The organism is Achromobacter sp. KK8, from assembly GCF_054188005.1.
Genome location: NZ_CM135178.1, coordinates 1389523 through 1405822 on the forward strand (window position 1 = coordinate 1389523; position 16300 = coordinate 1405822).

A 16300-nucleotide genomic window follows, 5' to 3' on the forward strand; every position below is an offset into this window, starting at 1 on the left:
TCTAGTGGCAGGTATGGGGTTGCGGCGCTAGCGCACGTGCTCGGGCGCCATACACGAACGGCTGCGAAAGCGCGGCAGGAAGGTGCCCAGCACGAACACGCGGAACATGTACGGCGTCAGGCCGCCTTCGTTCAGCGCGGGTGTCACGCGGGCCCGGTAGTGGTCGCGATGCAGCGTGGTCAGTTCCGACCAGTGCGCGCGCGGGTTCTCGTGGTGCGCGGTATGCAGGCCGATGTTGAACAGCAGCGGATTGACCAGTCCTTCGAAATTGCGGGCGTAGTTCAAGCCGGCGACGGCGCGCGGCCCGCCATCGGCGTGCGCGTGTTGCAGGTAGTTGGTGGCCAGCAGCCAATGCAGGCCGTGCAGTTGCGGGAGGATGACGAACACCAGCGCCTTGACCGGATTGATGGCCAGCAGGCCGCCCCACAGCCCCAGCCAGGCGCCGTACTGGCACATGCAGTAGCGCCACGCGCCCGGCCAGTGCCGGCGCAGCCGTCCCAGCCAGGCAAAGAACAGCGGATACAGCACCCACACCGCCTGCACCGGATGGATCAGGTAGCCCCATAGATGATTGGTGTCGCCGCCAAAGCGATAGGTGCGCGCCACGTCGCGCGCGCCATGCTTGTAGCGATGATGGTTGGCCACGTGCGCCGGATAGAACACGAAGGTCGGATGCCCCTGCAGCAGCGTGATCCAGAAATCAGTGGCGCGGTTGGCCCAGCGGCCATGCCACATGCGGATGTGCGTGTGGTTGTGATGAATCACGCCAATGCCCAGCGTCAGGAACAGCATCAGCGCGTACAACGGCCACCAGAAGCCGTGCAGCCACTGCCACGCCGCCAGGGCGGGCAGCGCGGCCAGGTAGGCCAGGCTCTGCCAATCGCGCCGGTTGCGCAGCGCGGGCAGCCGGCGCGTCTTGCTAAGCCCGTCCGCCAAGCGATTCTCGCTGCCGGAAAGCCTCCAGCTGGGGCGCGGCCGCCTCGGCCTTCAGCCGGGTGCGGAACAGGCGGTCCATGAACGTGAACTGGAAACCAAAATTGCCGTTGTAGCAGGCGTGGTGCAGGTGATGCCGGCGGCTCGCCGCAAACCAGTGCGCATACGACACGTTGGGAAAGAAGTCGTAGTTGGCGTGGCCGATGCAATTGAAGAACAGGCTGAACAGCGGCACCGACGCCAACGACCAGAAGCTGAAATCATGCAGCACCATCGGCAGCATGATGACGTTGCCCAGCATCAGCGCCTCGATCGGATGGAAGCTGTAGGTCGAGAACGGGGTGGTCACCACCGAACGGTGGTGCGGCAGGTGGAAACGGCGCAGCAGCTTGGTGTGCAGCAGCCGGTGATTGATCCAGAAATGCACGTCGTTCCAGGCCACCAGCGCCAGGATCTCCAGCGTGATCTTCTGCCAGCTGGCGTCGGGGTCCAGGTGCGCCCAACCCAATTGCAGCAGGCCCCACGGAAAGATCATGCCGGTGCCGAACAGCAGGATCGACACGCCCGACTGCGTGAACTCACGGCGCAACTGGCCCGGCGCCAGCGGCCGCGGATCGAGCGGCCGGCCGATGCCCAGCGCCGGCAGGATGCGCTGGGTCAGCAGCCAGGTGGCCGCGCCGAACAGCAGGTAGATGCCGCCGAAGAACAGCAGGCCCGCCAGCATGACCTGCCAGGCGGACAACGCGACAAAAGCTTGGGCCATGAACGTTTTGTTTCACCCCGGAGAATGGCCGCATCATAAGCAATCCGCCAGCCTCGCGGGGAGACATTTATTACCAAATGAATCCGGGCGCCACAAAGAAGCAGTCCATGCCGCGGCTTGCCGCTATTGGCAGGGAAACTGCCGGTTCAGGCCCGCGACCACCGCATCCATGCGCCGGGCCAGGGCCGCGCTGGCCGCCGGCATGGGCTCTCGCAGCTCGTCGCTGAGCAGTCCCTGGCGCCCCAGTTGCGCCTTCACCGGCCCCGGATTGGGTTCGGCGAACGCCAGCTGGATCACCGGCGCCAGCGCCTGGAACAGCTTGCGCGCCAGGTCCAGCTGCTGCGCCCGCACCGCCTGGTACATGGCCACGAACAGGTCGGGCCGGATGTGCGCCGCCGCCGCGATCAGGCCGCTGCCGCCCAGGCACAGCAGCGACAGCGATTGCAGGTCCTCGCCCGCCAGCACGTTCATGTTGCCGTCGGCGATCAGCGCCAGGGTCTTGTCGAGCGAACCGCCGCAGTCCTTGATGGCCGCGATGTTCGGATGCGCGGCCAGCGATAACAGAGTCGAGGTTTCCAGCGTCGTTCCTGTGCGGTATGGAATGTCGTACAGCACCAGGGGAAAGCGCGAGGCATCGGCCAGGCTGCGGAAGTAGGCGGCGGCGCCTTCCTGGCCGGGCCGCACGTAGTACGGGGCCGGCGCCAGGATGCCGGCCAACGGCCGGGTGCCGAACGCGGCCAGGCGTTGCAGCACGTGGCCCTGGTGGTTGCCGGCCAGGCCCATCACCACCGGCATGGCGCCGGCCTCGGCGAGCACGGCATCCAGCACCGCCAGTTGCTCGGCGTCATCGAGCGCCGCGGCTTCGCCGGTGCTGCCGCACACGACCAGCCCGTCGACGCCCGCCGCCGCGAAATGGCGCACCAGGCGGCGCAGGGCCCCGCCATCGACAGCGCCGCCGGAGAACGGCGTCACCAGGGGAATCCAGACGCCTTGGAACGGGGATTGATGAGTTTGCATGAACACTCCTTCGGTGTAAGCGGACCGCGGTTGGACCGTACAGAAGTGCTCGGGATACTGGGGGTGCGCGCGAAGGCGCCATGGCGCCGCCGTGAGGCCGCTGTTCCGTCGCCCATCTGACGGAACAGCATGCTCCGGTCAGATGAGCGGCTGTTTTTTGGATTTCAGGCCGGCGCAAACCGTCGCCACGCCGAGGGCGCGGAACGGAAAAACGGACGAGATGGCCTGAGGAATCATGAATGGAATAAAGGGTTGAAACCGGCCGCGGGCGGCCGATGCGCAAATCTACCGGGCCGCCGCCACGCTGTCAACGCAGGCTGGCCAGGAAGACCGCGCACAACGCTTCCATGCCCTGGCGATCGTCTTCGTCGAAACGGTCCGGCACCGGGCTGTCCACGTCCCACACGCCGATCAACTCGCCCTGGTGCACCAGCGGCACCACGATCTCGGAACGCGAGGCCGCGTCGCAGGCGATGTGGCCGGGGAAGGCATGCACGTCGGGCACGAGCTGCGTCTGGCGCTGGCTGGCGGCCGCGCCGCACACGCCGCGATCGAGCGGAATGCGCACGCAGGCCGGCTTGCCCTGGAACGGCCCCAGCACCAGTTCCGTGCCGTCAAATAGGTAGAAGCCCACCCAATTCAGGTCGGGCAGCGCCTGGTAGGCGAGCGCGCTCAGGTTGGCGGCGTTGGCGATGCGGTCGTGCTCGCCGTCGAGCAGGGCGCGGGCCTGCTTGGCCAGTTCGGCGTACAGCGCGGCCTTGGAGTCGGCGGCGATCGGGGCGGCTTCAAACATATGTATAAATGTAACTGTACAGGCGATTATCGATGCAAGTGATTTTAGGGGCAGCCCGCGATAAAGGGGCCGCCTTGCTACGCTGTGGGACAATAGTTTACGCAGCAACGTCTTTACCGCTCCGTTGTCATCACCCCGTCACCCCCCTTCTTGATTAAGAAGCAAGCCATGGACAAGCCTCTCGAACCGACGTTCGCCTTTTCCGAACGCGCCCAGCAACTCACCAGCTCCGCCATCCGCGAGATCCTCAAGGTCACCGAGCGTCCCGAAGTCATTTCGTTCGCAGGCGGCCTGCCGGCGCCCGGCGGCTTCCCGGTGGAAGTAGTGCGTGCGGCATTCGACAAGGTACTGTCCACCAACGGCCGCGCGGCCCTGCAATACGGCCCCACCGAAGGCTATGCGCCGCTGCGCCAATGGGTCGCCGACGACCTGAACCGCGCCGGCGCCAACATCGCCGCCGACCAGACCCTGATCGTGTCCGGCTCGCAGCAGGCCCTGGACCTGCTGGGCAAGGTGCTGATCGACAAGGACAGCAAGGTGCTGGTCGAAGACCCCAGCTACCTCGGCGCGCTGCAATCGTTCAGCCTGTACCAGCCCAAGTTCGTGCCGGTGCCCACCGACGATGGCGGCCTGATCCCGGAAGCCATCACCCCCGAACTGGCCGCCGGCGCGCGCTTCCTGTACGCGCTGCCCAACTTCCAGAATCCCACCGGCCGCACCCTCAGCCTGGAACGCCGCATCGCGCTGGTCAAGCGCGCCGCCGAACTGGGCCTGACCATCATCGAGGACGATCCCTACGGTGAACTGCGCTACGCCGGCGAACCGCAACCGGGCCTGATCGCGCTGGCCGCCGAGTACGGCGCCAACGTGGTGCGCCTGGGCACGTTCTCCAAGGTGCTGGCCCCCGGCCTGCGCCTGGGCTACATCGCCGCCGCCCGCCCGCTGATCAACAAGCTGGTGCAGGCCAAGCAGGCCACCGACCTGCACACGCCCACGCTGACCCAGATGGCCGTGTACGAAATCGTCAAGGACGGCTTCCTGGAAGAACACCTGCCCAACGTGCGCGAAATCTACCGCGCCCAGGGCAGCTGCATGCTCGAAGCCATCGCCCGCGAATTCCCGTCCACCGTCAGCTGGACCAAGCCCGAAGGCGGCATGTTCATCTGGCTCACGCTGCCCGAACACATCGACAGCACCAAGCTGCTGGAAAAGGCCATCGCCCAGAACGTCGCCTTCGTGCCGGGCGCGCCGTTCTATTGCGGCACCGGCCGCGCCAACACGCTGCGCCTGAGCTTCGCCACCGTGCCGGAGGACAAGATCCGCACCGGCATCGCCATCCTGGGCAAGCTGCTCAAGGAATACACGGCCTGAAAACCGGGTCCTGAACACCCTTGACGGTTCCGCGGCCGGGCGCATTGCCCGGCCGTTGTTTTATGCTGTCGGCTTTCCTCCCATTTCTTTCGCCGTGACAGTGAGCGCTCCGCAATCCTCTCCCGTCGACCTCAGCGACATTGTTTTCACCGACTGGGTCGAACGTTGGCTGCCCAAATCGTGGCGGCCCTACGCCCGGCTGTGCCGGCTCGACCGCCCCATCGGCACCTGGCTGACGCTGCTGCCCTGTATCGCCGCCCTGGTCCAGGCGGCCGGTGGCCTGCCCGACCTGCAACGCCTGGTGGTGTTCTCGCTGGGCGCGCTGCTCATGCGCGGTATCGGCTGCACCGTCAACGACATGTGCGACCGCAACTTCGACAAGCACGTCGAACGCACCCGCTTCCGTCCGCTCACCAGCGGCCAGCTCAGCATGCGTAATGCGGTCTGGTTCTTGATCGGCCAATTGCTGGTCTGCGGTTCACTGCTTTTCTTCCTGAATGGCATGAGCCGCTGGCTCGCCGTGGCCGTCCTGCCGTTCGTTTTCATCTATCCGCTGTGCAAGCGCGTCACCTACTGGCCGCAGGTCGTCCTGGGCATCTGCTTCAACTGGGGCATGCTGATGGCCTGGTCGGATACGCAGAACCACGTGCCCCTGGCCGCCATCGCGATGTGGTTCGGCGCGGTGCTGTGGCAGGTGGGTTACGACAGCATCTACGCCTACGTCGATGTGCGCGACGACCGCAGCCTGGGCCTGCATTCCACGGCCATGCGCTTCGGTGACCAGGGCAAGCTGTGGATCGGCGGCTTCTATCTGGCCACCGTGATCCTGTGGGCCTGGGGCGGCCATGCCATCGGCATGTCATGGGCCTATTACGTCGGCATGGCGGCCATCGCCGTGCACCTGGCGTGGCAGTTGAAGGTGTTCGACATCCAGCGTCCCGACCGCAATTTCATGCTGTTCCGCGCCAACCTCTGGCTGGGCGCGATCCTGGTCGCGGCGGCGCTTGCCGGCACCCTGATCGCCTGATCCGGCGCATTGCGGACACCCCCCGCTTGAGGGATGATGGCCGCTCCGACACGCTTTACGGAGACCACGCATGTCCGCATTGACCAAAACCCTGCTGGCCCTGGCTTCGGCCAGCGCCTTGCTCGGCGCCCTGCCCGCCCACGCCCAGGCCACCACCGATTGCTCCGCCCAGCGTGGCTGCGCCGCGAAGTTCTGCCATCTGGAAAACGAAATCACCTATGCGCGCGCCCACGGCAACACGCACCGGGTGGCCGGCTTGCAGAAGGCGCTGGCCGAAGCCAAGGCGTACTGCACCGACAGCCGCCTGCAATCGCAGCGCGAAGCCGACGTGCGCGACAAGCAAAACAAGGTTTCCGAGCGCGAAGACGAGCTCAAGGCCGCCCGCGCCAAGGGCAAGCAGGAAAAGATCGACAAGGCCCAGCGCAAGCTGGATGAAGCCCGCGCCGAATACGACGCCGCGCTGGCCGACCTGAACCGCTGACCCGGTTTCCCCCTACCCGCCCCGTGGCCTCGACCTCGGGGCGGCGTATCCCGCCTCGCCCCCTCCCACTTCGTCACTCGCCCGCCCGCCGGCCGCCGGCGCGCCTTGCCGCCCCCACAACGGCCGCACGCACGGCGCCGATGGGGGTCGCTCGTCCGCCAACCACTACCTATTGCGTCATCAAATGGAAATATCGCCACCTATGGTGCCATTTGGTAAGTTATCGGGCGATTAGTACTTATTTTGGAAAGATGTTTTCAGAGAATAAGGGTTTATCCCAAGGTTATTTAGGCCGAGAATGCATCTCATCGGGACACAGCAAGCGACCCCCGGCAATCAGGCCAGAGGATCGGATCCCAAGCTCAAGACATATGGAGGTCTGCTATGAAAACCCTTGCTACCGCTTTGATGCTGTCCATGTCCGTTCTGGCCGCCGGCGCCCAAGCCGCTGAAGCCGACCAAGGCGCCACCCGCGCCCAGGTCCAGGCCGAACTGCAACAAGCCAAGGTTTCGGGCCAATACACCTTCGGCGAAGAAGGCTACCCCGCCGCCATCGCCCAGAAGTCCAGCCTGACCTCGCAGCAAGTGCAGGAACAGCTGGCCCAGGCCAAGAACGCCGGTGAAGTCACCTTCGGCAACATGGACTACCCGCCCGCCCCGCACGCGGCTGCCACGTCGCTGAGCCGCAGCCAGGTGCAAACCGAACTGGCCCAGGCCAAGGCGGAAGGCCTGGTCACCTTCGGCAATATGGACTACCCCCCCATGGGCAGCTGATTGCACGGCCTGGTCTCCAGGCCCCGCAATCCACCCGCAAAGCCCTCCGGCCTCACCCGGAGGGCTTTTCTTTTGACGATTCGACATTCAATTAAGTCATAACGACGCCACTCATAGCCGTTACGACGCTTTGCTATCTACAAATCGACAGCGCCCGCGCATAGGATGAGGCCAATCCCTCCCCCTCTATGCAGGAGCCGCACCATGTCCACCTCCACCAAGCCCGTCCTCCTCCTGGGCGCCGGCAAAATCGGGTTCGCCATTGCCTTGATGCTCGAACGCAGCGGCGACTATTCGGTCCTGGTTGCCGACCAGGACCCGGCACGACTGAACCTCGTCGCGGAACTGGGCTGCGACACCCGCCAGATCTCGGACGACGCGTCCCTGGCCCGCTGCATCGAGGGCCGCTATGCGGTCGTCAACGCCCTGCCATTCCACCGCGCCATCGCCGTCGCGCAGATGTGCGCGCGGGCCGGCGTACATTATTTCGACCTGACCGAAGACGTCGCCAGCACCCATGCCATCCAGGCGCTGGCCGCAGACGCCCGCGCCGTGCTGATGCCGCAGTGCGGCCTGGCTCCGGGCTTCATCGGTATCGTCGGCAATGCGCTGGCGCGACGCTTCGACACGCTGCTGGACCTGCGCATGCGCGTGGGCGCGCTGCCGCGCTATCCGTCCAACAGCCTGCGCTACAACCTGACTTGGAGCACCGAGGGGCTCATCAACGAATACTGCAACCCATGCGAGGCGATCGTCGACGGCCAATTGACCAGCGTGCCGGCGCTGGAGGGCTACGAGACCTTCGCGCTGGACGGCGTCGAGTACGAAGCCTTCAACACCTCGGGCGGCCTGGGCACGCTGCCTGCAACGCTGCTGGGCCGCGCGCGCAATGTCGATTACAAGTCGGTGCGCTATCCCGGCCACTGCAACCTGATGAAGCTGCTGCTCAACGATCTGCGGTTGCGCGATCGCCGCGACCTGCTCAAGGACATTTTCGAAACCGCCATTCCCACCACCGAGCAGGACGTGATCGTGATCCAGGCGCAGGCCTCGGGCCATCGCCACGGCCGGCTGGAAGAAGAGTCATACCCCATCCGCGTATTCGGCGCGGACGTCGACGGCCACCGACTCAGCGCCATCCAGCTGTCCACGGCCGCCGGCATCTGCGCGGCGCTGGACCTGGTGGCACAGGGCACGCTGCCGCAACGCGGTTTCGTGGGCCAGGAACAGATCCCGCTGGAAGCCTTGCTGGGCAACCGCTTTGGCCGCGTCTATGCCGGCAAGCCGCTGGCATTGGCGGGCGCCATGACCGAGGACCGCTGAGGGCGGCGATGGTCGCTGACGGTAGGCCGCGAGCCGTCGCAACGCGCGGCCGTCGTTACCGTTGGCGCGCGCAACGCGGCTAGGCCCAGCCTTCCAGGCGCAGTGTCGCCCGCACCAGCCGCTGTTCTTCCTGCTCGATTTCCGCCAGGTTCTGCCGCACGCTGTCGACATGGTCGGCCGCGGCGCGGCGCGCCTGCTCCGGCTGGCGCGCGATCACGGCATTGAACAGCCGCGCGTGCTGCTTGTCGATCTGGCGCTTCTCGGGTTCACGGTGATACAGGTTGTTGACACAGGCGAACACCGACCCGAGCATCAGGTCGTTGAGCGACTGCAGCGTATGCACCAGCACCGGGTTGTGCGAGGCCTCGCAGATGGCCAGGTGGAACGCGTGATCCAGGTGCGCATGGGTGGCGGTGTCGGCCGATTGCGCGTTCACCATCTCGTCGTAACGGCGGCGGATCATGATGAAGTCGGCCTGCGTGCCACGCAGGGCCGCCAGCCGTGCCGAATCGGCCTCCAGCAGGGAGCGCACTTCGAGCAGGTCGTACAGCGTGCGCGGTTGCGAATTGAACAGGTGCATCAGCGGCCCGGCGTCGACCTTCGAGATGCGCGCCACGAACGAACCCTTGCCCTGCGAAGTGTGGATGATTTCACGCGCGCGCAGCAGTTTCAGGCCTTCGCGCAGCGCGGTGCGCGACACGCCCAGCTTTTCCGTCAGCCGCCGCTCCGACGGTAGCGCCTGGCCAGCCTTCAGGACGCCGTCCAGGATCAGGCGCTCGATGCGCTCCGCCACTTCATCCGCCACCTGGCGGGGTTTCGCTTCAGTTTCCGCGTGCATGCGTTCTCCGGACCAGTGGTATGACCAAGCGCCAACAGCAAACCGCCTGCCACCTGCCACCTGCGTAAGTAACTGATATAAAACCATAAAAAAACGATGTTTGCCGAGCTTGGCGAAAACAAACTGGTATGACCAGCAGGTTTTGATATGGACTTTGCGGCGGGCGCGAACGATGATGTGTGGACAGATTCGCCCGGCGCGCGCGCCGTCCAGACCTCCTACCGTCAGAGATCCGCATGACTCAACGCATCCAGCACCACGGCCTGCAAGTGGCGGCCAATCTCAGCCAGTTCATCGAACAAGAGGCGCTGCCCGGCTCCGGGCTGGCCGCTGACGCGTTCTGGAAGGGGTTCGCTGCCCTGGTGCATGACCTGGCGCCCAAGAACCGCGCCCTGCTGGCCGAACGCGATCGCCTGCAGGCCGAACTCGACGCCTGGCATCGCGCCCATCCCGGTCCCATCGCCGATCCGGCCGCCTACCGCCAGTTTCTGGAAGGCATCGGCTACCTGTTGCCCCAACCGGCCAGCGTGCGCGCCACCACCGACAATGTCGACACCGAGATTTCGCAGCAGGCCGGCCCGCAACTGGTGGTGCCGGTGTCCAACTCCCGCTACGCCCTGAATGCCGCCAACGCGCGCTGGGGCAGCCTGTACGACGCGCTGTACGGCACCGACGCGATTCCCGCCACGCCCGGCGACGGCGGCGCCGGCTACAACCCCGAACGCGGTCGCGCCGTCATCGCCCGCGCCCGCGCCTTCCTGGATGAGGCCGCGCCGCTGGCGCAGGGCTCGCACACCGACGCCCGCGGCTACACGGTCGAGAATGGCCAGCTCAAGGTGGCGCTGGCCAATGGTGCCACCACGCTCAAGAACCCGGCCCAGTTCACCGGCTACCAGGGCGACGCGGCGGCTCCCGGCGCCATCCTGCTCAAGAACAACGGCCTGCATTTCGAGATCCAGATCGACCGCGCCCATACCATCGGTGCCACCGACGCGGCCGGCGTCAAGGACGTGCTGGTCGAGGCCGCGCTGACCACCATCATGGATTGCGAAGACTCGGTCGCCGCGGTCGACGCCGACGACAAGGTCCACATCTACCGCAACTGGCTCGGCCTGATGAAGGGCGACCTGACCGAAGCCGTCACCAAGGGCGGCAAGACCTTCACCCGCAAGCTCAATCCCGACCGCCAGTACACGCGTCCGGACGGCTCGGCCCTGACGCTGCACGGCCGTTCGCTGATGTTCGTGCGCAACGTCGGCCACCTCATGACCAACCCGGCCGTGCTCGACCGCGACGGCCAGGAGATCCCGGAGGGTATCCTCGACGCCGTGGTCACCAGCCTGGCGGCGCTGCAGGACCGCGATCGCAAGCTGAACTCGCGCACCGGTTCGGTCTACATCGTCAAACCCAAGATGCACGGCCCCGCGGAGGCCGCGTTCGCCAGCGAGCTGTTCGACCGCGTCGAAGACCTGCTGGGCCTGCCGCGCAATACCCTGAAAATGGGCATCATGGACGAAGAGCGCCGCACCAGCATCAACCTCAAGGCCTGCATCGCGGCCGCGGCGTCGCGCGTGGCGTTCATCAACACCGGGTTCCTCGATCGCACGGGCGACGAAATGCATTCCAGCATGGAGGCCGGCCCCATGCTGCGCAAGGGCGACATGAAGTCCACCGCCTGGATCACCGCCTACGAACGCAACAACGTGCTGGTCGGCCTGGACGCCGGCCTGCGCGGCCGCGCCCAGATCGGCAAGGGCATGTGGGCCATGCCCGACCTGATGGCAGCCATGCTCGAACAGAAGATCGGGCATCCCAAGGCCGGCGCCAACACTGCCTGGGTGCCTTCGCCGACCGCGGCGACGCTGCACGCGCTGCACTACCACCAGGTGGACGTGCAGGCGGTCCAGCAGGAACTCGAACGCACCCGGCTCGACAGCGTGCGCGACGAGTTGCTGGCGGGCCTGCTGACGGTGCCCGTGGGTGATCGCTCCAAGTGGTCCGCCGCCGACATCCAGCAGGAACTGGACAACAACGTCCAGGGCATCCTGGGCTACGTGGTGCGATGGATCGACCAGGGCGTGGGCTGCTCCAAGGTGCCGGACATCCACAACGTCGGTCTGATGGAAGACCGCGCCACGCTGCGCATCTCCAGCCAGCACATCGCCAACTGGCTGCGCCACGGCGTCACCAACCGCGACCAGGTCATGGAAACCTTCCAGCGCATGGCCAAGGTGGTGGACGGCCAGAACGCCGGCGATCCCCATTACCTGCCGATGGCCGGCAACTTCGACGGCTCGCTGGCGTTCAAGGCGGCTTGCGCGCTGGTGTTCGAAGGCCTGACCCAGCCCAACGGCTACACCGAGCCACTGCTGCACAAGTTCCGCCTGGAGTTCAAGGCCGCCCAGGCCTGATTGCCGCCGGCCACGGCGACGCATACCCCCTACCGGACAGCCTCGGCTGTCCGTTTTTTTGGCCGGCATCTGCAAGAGGTCGCCTTTTTTCGCACAGTCGTGCTAAATTCGATCGCATGACTGCCAAGACCGAAAAAAGCGAGCTGACTTTCGCGGCCATCGTGGACGCGGCCCTGGACATGGCCGCCGCCCAGGGGCTCGAGAGCCTGTCGCTCGGCCAGGTGGCCAAACGCCTGGACATTAGCAAGAGCGGTGTGTTTTCGCGGGTCGGATCGCGCGAGGCCTTGCAGCAGGCCGTTCTGGACGAGTACGAGCGCCGCTTCGTCGCCGCGGTCTTCACGCCCGCGATGGCCCGGCCTCGCGGCCTGCCGCGCCTGAACGCGTTGATGAACCTGTGGATCGAGCGCGCGTGCAATGTCGAGCTGCTGACCGGCTGTATCTACATCGCCGGCGCCTTCGAGTTCGACGATGTCGAATCCCCTCTGCGCGAGATCCTGGAAAACAACCTGCGCCGCTGGCGTGGAGTGATGGTGCGCACGGTGCGACAGGCGCTGGACGAAGGCCATCTGCGCCCGGATACCGATCCCGAACAGCTCGTGTTCGAGGTCTACAGCCTGATGATCGGGCTGATGCACGATGCCCGCTTCCTGCGCGATCCGAAGGCGCGCGAACGGGTGCGGGCCGCCTACGAGCGCCTGATTTCGACCTATCGCAGTTTCAAGTACATCGAGTAGTCGTCACCACGGGAGCCGGCGCCAGCCGGCATTGTTTTCGACAAATTTCGCACGATCGTGCGATTTTTAGGAGCATGGAGCGGATCATGGTTTTCTACATCGGCGCAGCACTGGCAGTGGCGGGGCTGGCCCGCATATGGTTCCTGTGGCGCGCGCTGCTGCGCCAGTTACCTGATCTGTCGTGCCACCTCGTGCTGTTCTGAAAAAAGCGCGCGCCGGGGCAGGCGCGGACGGATGCCGGCAAGATGCTCGCGTGGAGCGCACGTCCCGGTCTATATTTCGTACTCACTCCCCGCCCGTGCCTCCATGTCGCGTTCCGTTCATCTCCTGATCATCGATCCGCAGAATGATTTCTGCGACCTGCCCGCCAGCCACCTGCCCGCCGATCCCCTGACCGGCCAGGCCATCGCGCCCGCGCTGCCGGTGCCCGGCGCGCACGCCGATATGCAGCGACTGGCGCGCTTCATCGACGCCGCCGCGCCGGCTCTTTCGGCCATTACCGTCACGCTGGATTCGCACCACCGGCTGGACATCGCCCATCCGACGTTCTGGCGCACCGGCGATGACCGTGCGGTCGCTCCCTTCACCCCCATCACCGCTGGCCAGGTACGCTCGGGCGCCTTCCTGCCGCGCCATGCCGACGACCTGCCGCGCACGCTGACCTACCTGGACGAACTGGAAGCGCGTGGCCGCTACACCCTGATGGTATGGCCGGTGCATTGCGAGATCGGCACCTGGGGCCACAACGTCCACGCCGACGTGCGCGCGGCTTATGCCAGGTGGGAAGACGAGCGCCAGTTCATCGTGCGCAAGGTGCCCAAGGGCGCCAACCCCTGGACGGAACACTACAGCGCGCTCATGGCCGAGGTGCCCGACGCCGACGATCCACGCAGCCAGCTCAACCGCCGGCTGCTCGATTCCCTGGACCGCGCCGATCTCATCATCGTGGCCGGCGAGGCCGGCAGCCACTGCGTCAAGGCTACGGTCGAACACATCGCCGAATACCTGCCGGGCGGCAACCTGTCGCGCGTGGTGTTGCTGACGGATTGCATCAGTCCGGTCACGGGTTTTGGCGATGCCCAGGCCAATTTCCTGCAACGCATGCGCGACCTGGGTATGCAGGCACGGACCAGCGTCGACATGGCGCGCGCACTGACCGTCTGACGCGGAAGGCCAGACGCTCCCTTGAGCAACGAAAGCCGGCAGGCGATTCGCAAGGCTCCCTTGATCAACGCCGCAAACACAACGGCCGCAAGCTGACGCGTTGCGGCCGGGTTGGTGGACGACAGAGAAAGCGGGTCAGGCGGCGGGCTTGTCCTGGCATTCGACGTACAAGGCGCTGATCGCCTCGCACAACGCCGGCGGCGCCTGGAACAGGCGCGACACCAGCATGCAGCCCTGCACCGTGGCGAACACCGCCCGGCCGGCCGCTTCGGCGCTGCCCGAGAACTTCAGGGTGCCTTCTTCGGCGCCTTGCGCCAGCACACGGGCCAACCAGGCTTCGTGCGCGCGGAAAAACCCCTGCAACGCGCCGCGCACGCGGTCGGGCAAGCTCATCATTTCGGCGGCCAGCATGCCGCCCAGGCACAGTTCGCCGTGGCCACAGGCCTTCGATTCCATCATCGACAGATAGGCGTCGAGCTGGGCGTGGGCCGGCTGCGCGGTATCGATGCTGCGCACCGAAGCCAGGGCGCGGGCGCTATAGGCTTCGACGGCCTCGTAGAGCAGGTCGTCCTTGCCGGGAAAGTAATAGTGGATGCTGGACGTCTTCACGCCCACATGCTCGGCCAGGTCACGATAGCTGAAGCCGTTGCAGCCGCGGGTACGGATCAGCTTCTCGGCATGGGCCAGCAGCTGGTCGCGGGTGGTGTTGGGGGTCGGAGTGTCCATGGCTGAATATTACCTACTAATAGGTCGATACGTCATCGGCGGTAATCCCTATGCGGCGCTCCGGTGCAACCGTGCGAACCCCGGCCGGGAATGTTCCCGCCCCCCGGGGTTCGCAGTGGCCGGCATCGGACTCAGCCTTGCACGGGCGGGTAGTCCAGTTCGCCGCTGTCGGTCAGGCCCTGGGCGCGGGCGGCGGCCAGTTCCTGCTTGACCTGGGCGCGGCTCTTGTCGCCGGCGCTGGCGAAAGCGGTGGCGGCGGAGCCATCTTCGGTGCTGACCAGTTCACCGTTGGCGCGGGCGGCGGCCAGTTCTTGCTGCACCTGGGCGCGGGTCACCGTGCTGTGGGTGTCGGCGGCGGGCGGATAGTCCAGTTCGCCGGCATGGGCGGCGCCGAGGAACGAAGCGGTCAGGATCAGGGCGGATACGAGGGTCTTCATGGTTGATCTCCAGTAAGGATCGGTACTGCACGATGGGGAAGATGCTATCTATCTGTAGATAGGTTTGATGCCGAAAAAAATCAGCCTTGAACGGGCGGATAGTCCAGTTCACCGCTGTCGGTCAGGCCTTGGGCGCGGGCGGCAGCCAGCTCCTGCTTGACCTGGGCGCGGCTCTTGTCGCCGGCGCTGGCAAAGGCGGTGGCGGCCGAACCCTCTTCGGTGCTGACCAGTTCACCGTTGGCGCGGGCGGCGGCCAGTTCTTGCTGCACCTGGGCACGGGTCACGGTGCTGTGGGTGTCCAGAGCGGGCGGGTAGTCGAGCTCGCCGGCTTGGGCGGCACCGATGAAGGAAGCGGACAGGATCAGGGCGGATACGAGGGTCTTCATGATGGATCTCCAGATAACGATGGTGAGGTTGTTTCGGTTAAACTATCTACTTATAGGTAGATAACAAGGCAAATAAAAAGGGGTGCTACTGTATTTCTGGTTTGGGGCGGCGCCGCGTTGTTGTCTGAGTGCTGCGTCGATGGATGAATCTTACCTACTACTAGATAGATAGCGCAAGTGGGTTTTGTGAAACTAAATGTTTCATAGCGCCATTCTACGCTTTCTCCATGTTTTTCCTCGTGACCAGCCGCCGTTGAGGCTCCCTCACCGGTTGGCCGAGACCAACAGCATCATGGGCCGATCCTGTTCCTCCGCCAGCGCTGGCTGGCGGACAAGCTGGGTTGGACTCGGCGCCCATTCATCCAGGTGTGCCAGCGTGAATCCGGCGCCTATCAGCAGGTTCACGTAATCCGCCACGGTGCGATGCTGCTTGATCACCCCTTTGGCCAGCCAATCTGTGCGCCGCTCGCCGCGCACGGCGTATTGATTCAACGGCCAGATCCGTCGCCCGTCGTCATCCTGGATAAAGCCGGGCTGCGCCGGCGCGGTGTAGATGGGATGTTCACAGGAAAACACGAAGCGGCCGCCGGGCCTGAGCGCCTGGCGCACAGTGGCGAGCAGGGCTGGCAGGCGCTCAAGGTAATGCAGGGTCAATGAACTGTAGGCCAGGTCGACGCTTTGCGGCGGCAACTGCAGACGTTCCAGGTCCGACCGTTCGTAGCGGATGGTGGCACTGATGGTGGTGGCGCGTGCCCGCGCCAGCATGTTCCGGGACACGTCCAGCCCCAGGACACTGGCCGCGCCCTGCTCATCGGCCCAGCGGCAGAACCAGCCGAAACCGCAGCCCAGGTCGACCACGTCGCAGCCCCTGACATCGGCCAGCAACGCCCGCAGCGCGGGCCATTCCGGCGCCCCGTCCAGGCCATGCACCGAGCGGGCCAGGCGGCTGTAGCCGTCGAAGAATTCAGGCGTGTCGTAGATATTCTGGGTCATGGAGGGCTCCTGGGTTGCCGGTGGACACGACCACCGCGAACGGACAGCGATCATCCTAACGCGAGCCGCAGGCCTCTTCGACCCTGTTGAAAAGCTGTGGAAAAGCCCCGGATAGCGGTGGACAAGCTG

General features: G+C 65.6%; 17 protein-coding genes. 8 read left to right on the forward strand and 9 right to left on the reverse strand.

The genetic code is table 11. The annotated features are described in order from the left end of the window. Window positions 1-27 precede the first annotated feature (27 nt). The 4 genes from ACVN9Z_RS06400 to ACVN9Z_RS06415 all read right to left on the reverse strand — a co-directional run bounded on the left by ACVN9Z_RS06400 (window position 28) and on the right by ACVN9Z_RS06415 (window position 3506). Complete coding sequence (locus tag ACVN9Z_RS06400) at window positions 28-936, reverse strand: fatty acid desaturase (protein ID WP_458213260.1); 909 nt, start codon at window positions 934-936, stop codon at window positions 28-30. Then, complete coding sequence (locus ACVN9Z_RS06405) at window positions 920-1696, reverse strand: sterol desaturase family protein (protein WP_024070755.1); 777 nt, start codon at window positions 1694-1696, stop codon at window positions 920-922. Before ACVN9Z_RS06405 ends, ACVN9Z_RS06400 begins: the two co-directional genes overlap by 17 nt. 123 nt (window positions 1697-1819) lie before the next feature. Continuing rightward, on the reverse strand, window positions 1820-2713 hold the full coding sequence (gene dapA, locus ACVN9Z_RS06410; protein WP_020925853.1) for a 4-hydroxy-tetrahydrodipicolinate synthase: 894 nt from the start codon (window positions 2711-2713) through the stop codon (window positions 1820-1822). A gap of 307 nt (window positions 2714-3020) precedes the next feature. Then, a complete protein-coding gene (locus ACVN9Z_RS06415) occupies window positions 3021-3506 on the reverse strand; it encodes a GAF domain-containing protein (protein WP_049051970.1) in 486 nt (161 codons plus the stop codon). A gap of 168 nt (window positions 3507-3674) precedes the next feature. Between ACVN9Z_RS06415 and ACVN9Z_RS06420 the strand changes: the two genes are divergently transcribed. The 5 genes from ACVN9Z_RS06420 (at window position 3675) to ACVN9Z_RS06440 (ending at window position 8482) form a co-directional block, all read left to right on the forward strand. After that, window positions 3675-4877, forward strand: coding sequence for an aminotransferase-like domain-containing protein (locus ACVN9Z_RS06420; RefSeq protein ID WP_006389678.1), 1203 nt, complete (start codon window positions 3675-3677; stop codon window positions 4875-4877). A gap of 100 nt (window positions 4878-4977) precedes the next feature. Continuing rightward, entirely contained in the window at window positions 4978-5904 is a 927-nt protein-coding gene (gene ubiA, locus ACVN9Z_RS06425) for a 4-hydroxybenzoate octaprenyltransferase (RefSeq protein ID WP_006389677.1), read from the forward strand. 70 nt (window positions 5905-5974) lie between these two features. Next, window positions 5975-6385 (forward strand): DUF1090 domain-containing protein, encoded by a 411-nt coding sequence (locus tag ACVN9Z_RS06430; RefSeq protein WP_006389676.1) that lies wholly within the window; start codon window positions 5975-5977, stop codon window positions 6383-6385. A gap of 384 nt (window positions 6386-6769) precedes the next feature. Then, window positions 6770-7159, forward strand: a complete 390-nt coding sequence (locus ACVN9Z_RS06435; protein ID WP_006389675.1) for a DUF4148 domain-containing protein — start codon at window positions 6770-6772, stop codon at window positions 7157-7159. A gap of 204 nt (window positions 7160-7363) precedes the next feature. Beyond that, on the forward strand, window positions 7364-8482 hold the full coding sequence (locus tag ACVN9Z_RS06440; protein WP_006389674.1) for a saccharopine dehydrogenase family protein: 1119 nt from the start codon (window positions 7364-7366) through the stop codon (window positions 8480-8482). A gap of 79 nt (window positions 8483-8561) precedes the next feature. On the opposite strand, the gene glcC is transcribed toward ACVN9Z_RS06440, so the two are convergent. Beyond that, a complete protein-coding gene (gene glcC / locus ACVN9Z_RS06445) occupies window positions 8562-9320 on the reverse strand; it encodes a transcriptional regulator GlcC (RefSeq protein WP_020925849.1) in 759 nt (252 codons plus the stop codon). 236 nt (window positions 9321-9556) lie between these two features. Here glcC and ACVN9Z_RS06450 point away from each other — a divergent pair, with 236 nt between their 5' ends. The 3 genes from ACVN9Z_RS06450 (at window position 9557) to ACVN9Z_RS06460 (ending at window position 13629) form a co-directional block, all read left to right on the forward strand. Continuing rightward, window positions 9557-11731, forward strand: a complete 2175-nt coding sequence (locus ACVN9Z_RS06450; RefSeq protein ID WP_054440671.1) for a malate synthase G — start codon at window positions 9557-9559, stop codon at window positions 11729-11731. 116 nt (window positions 11732-11847) lie between these two features. Continuing rightward, window positions 11848-12465 (forward strand): TetR/AcrR family transcriptional regulator, encoded by a 618-nt coding sequence (locus ACVN9Z_RS06455; RefSeq protein WP_020925847.1) that lies wholly within the window; start codon window positions 11848-11850, stop codon window positions 12463-12465. A 306-nt stretch (window positions 12466-12771) separates the two neighbouring features. Then, window positions 12772-13629 carry a cysteine hydrolase family protein gene (locus tag ACVN9Z_RS06460; RefSeq protein WP_026382030.1) on the forward strand — a complete coding sequence of 286 codons (858 nt, stop codon included), beginning with the start codon at window positions 12772-12774 and terminating at the stop codon, window positions 13627-13629. A gap of 135 nt (window positions 13630-13764) precedes the next feature. Here the strand turns inward: ACVN9Z_RS06460 and ACVN9Z_RS06465 are convergent, their stop codons facing one another. The 4 genes from ACVN9Z_RS06465 to ACVN9Z_RS06480 all read right to left on the reverse strand — a co-directional run bounded on the left by ACVN9Z_RS06465 (window position 13765) and on the right by ACVN9Z_RS06480 (window position 16171). Then, the gene (locus ACVN9Z_RS06465) at window positions 13765-14355 is read right to left on the reverse strand and encodes a TetR/AcrR family transcriptional regulator (protein ID WP_006389668.1); all 591 of its coding nucleotides are present in this window, start codon (window positions 14353-14355) and stop codon (window positions 13765-13767) included. A 131-nt stretch (window positions 14356-14486) separates the two neighbouring features. Then, a complete protein-coding gene (locus tag ACVN9Z_RS06470; RefSeq protein ID WP_020925844.1) occupies window positions 14487-14792 on the reverse strand; it encodes a DUF4148 domain-containing protein in 306 nt (101 codons plus the stop codon). A gap of 80 nt (window positions 14793-14872) precedes the next feature. Next, complete coding sequence (locus tag ACVN9Z_RS06475) at window positions 14873-15178, reverse strand: DUF4148 domain-containing protein (RefSeq protein WP_006389666.1); 306 nt, start codon at window positions 15176-15178, stop codon at window positions 14873-14875. 264 nt (window positions 15179-15442) lie between these two features. Then, window positions 15443-16171 carry a class I SAM-dependent methyltransferase gene (locus ACVN9Z_RS06480; RefSeq protein ID WP_053496942.1) on the reverse strand — a complete coding sequence of 243 codons (729 nt, stop codon included), beginning with the start codon at window positions 16169-16171 and terminating at the stop codon, window positions 15443-15445. Between the last annotated feature and the right edge of the window lie 129 nt (window positions 16172-16300).

Bases quoted from the DNA above. Each gene is read 5' to 3' on its own strand.
- ACVN9Z_RS06435 (WP_006389675.1), top strand. From the start codon at position 6,770: ATGAAAACCCTTGCTACCGCTTTGATGCTGTCCATGTCCGTTCTGGCC.
- ACVN9Z_RS06460 (WP_026382030.1), top strand. From the start codon at position 12,772: ATGTCGCGTTCCGTTCATCTCCTGATCATCGATCCGCAGAATGATTTC.
- ACVN9Z_RS06450 (WP_054440671.1), top strand. From the start codon at position 9,557: ATGACTCAACGCATCCAGCACCACGGCCTGCAAGTGGCGGCCAATCTC.
- ACVN9Z_RS06475 (WP_006389666.1), bottom strand. From the start codon at position 15,178: ATGAAGACCCTCGTATCCGCCCTGATCCTGTCCGCTTCCTTCATCGGT.
- ACVN9Z_RS06420 (WP_006389678.1), top strand. From the start codon at position 3,675: ATGGACAAGCCTCTCGAACCGACGTTCGCCTTTTCCGAACGCGCCCAG.
- ACVN9Z_RS06415 (WP_049051970.1), bottom strand. From the start codon at position 3,506: ATGTTTGAAGCCGCCCCGATCGCCGCCGACTCCAAGGCCGCGCTGTAC.
- ACVN9Z_RS06480 (WP_053496942.1), bottom strand. From the start codon at position 16,171: ATGACCCAGAATATCTACGACACGCCTGAATTCTTCGACGGCTACAGC.
- ACVN9Z_RS06465 (WP_006389668.1), bottom strand. From the start codon at position 14,355: ATGGACACTCCGACCCCCAACACCACCCGCGACCAGCTGCTGGCCCAT.
- ACVN9Z_RS06405 (WP_024070755.1), bottom strand. From the start codon at position 1,696: ATGGCCCAAGCTTTTGTCGCGTTGTCCGCCTGGCAGGTCATGCTGGCG.
- ACVN9Z_RS06430 (WP_006389676.1), top strand. From the start codon at position 5,975: ATGTCCGCATTGACCAAAACCCTGCTGGCCCTGGCTTCGGCCAGCGCC.
- dapA (WP_020925853.1), bottom strand. From the start codon at position 2,713: ATGCAAACTCATCAATCCCCGTTCCAAGGCGTCTGGATTCCCCTGGTG.
- ACVN9Z_RS06440 (WP_006389674.1), top strand. From the start codon at position 7,364: ATGTCCACCTCCACCAAGCCCGTCCTCCTCCTGGGCGCCGGCAAAATC.
- ACVN9Z_RS06470 (WP_020925844.1), bottom strand. From the start codon at position 14,792: ATGAAGACCCTCGTATCCGCCCTGATCCTGACCGCTTCGTTCCTCGGC.
- ACVN9Z_RS06455 (WP_020925847.1), top strand. From the start codon at position 11,848: ATGACTGCCAAGACCGAAAAAAGCGAGCTGACTTTCGCGGCCATCGTG.
- glcC (WP_020925849.1), bottom strand. From the start codon at position 9,320: ATGCACGCGGAAACTGAAGCGAAACCCCGCCAGGTGGCGGATGAAGTG.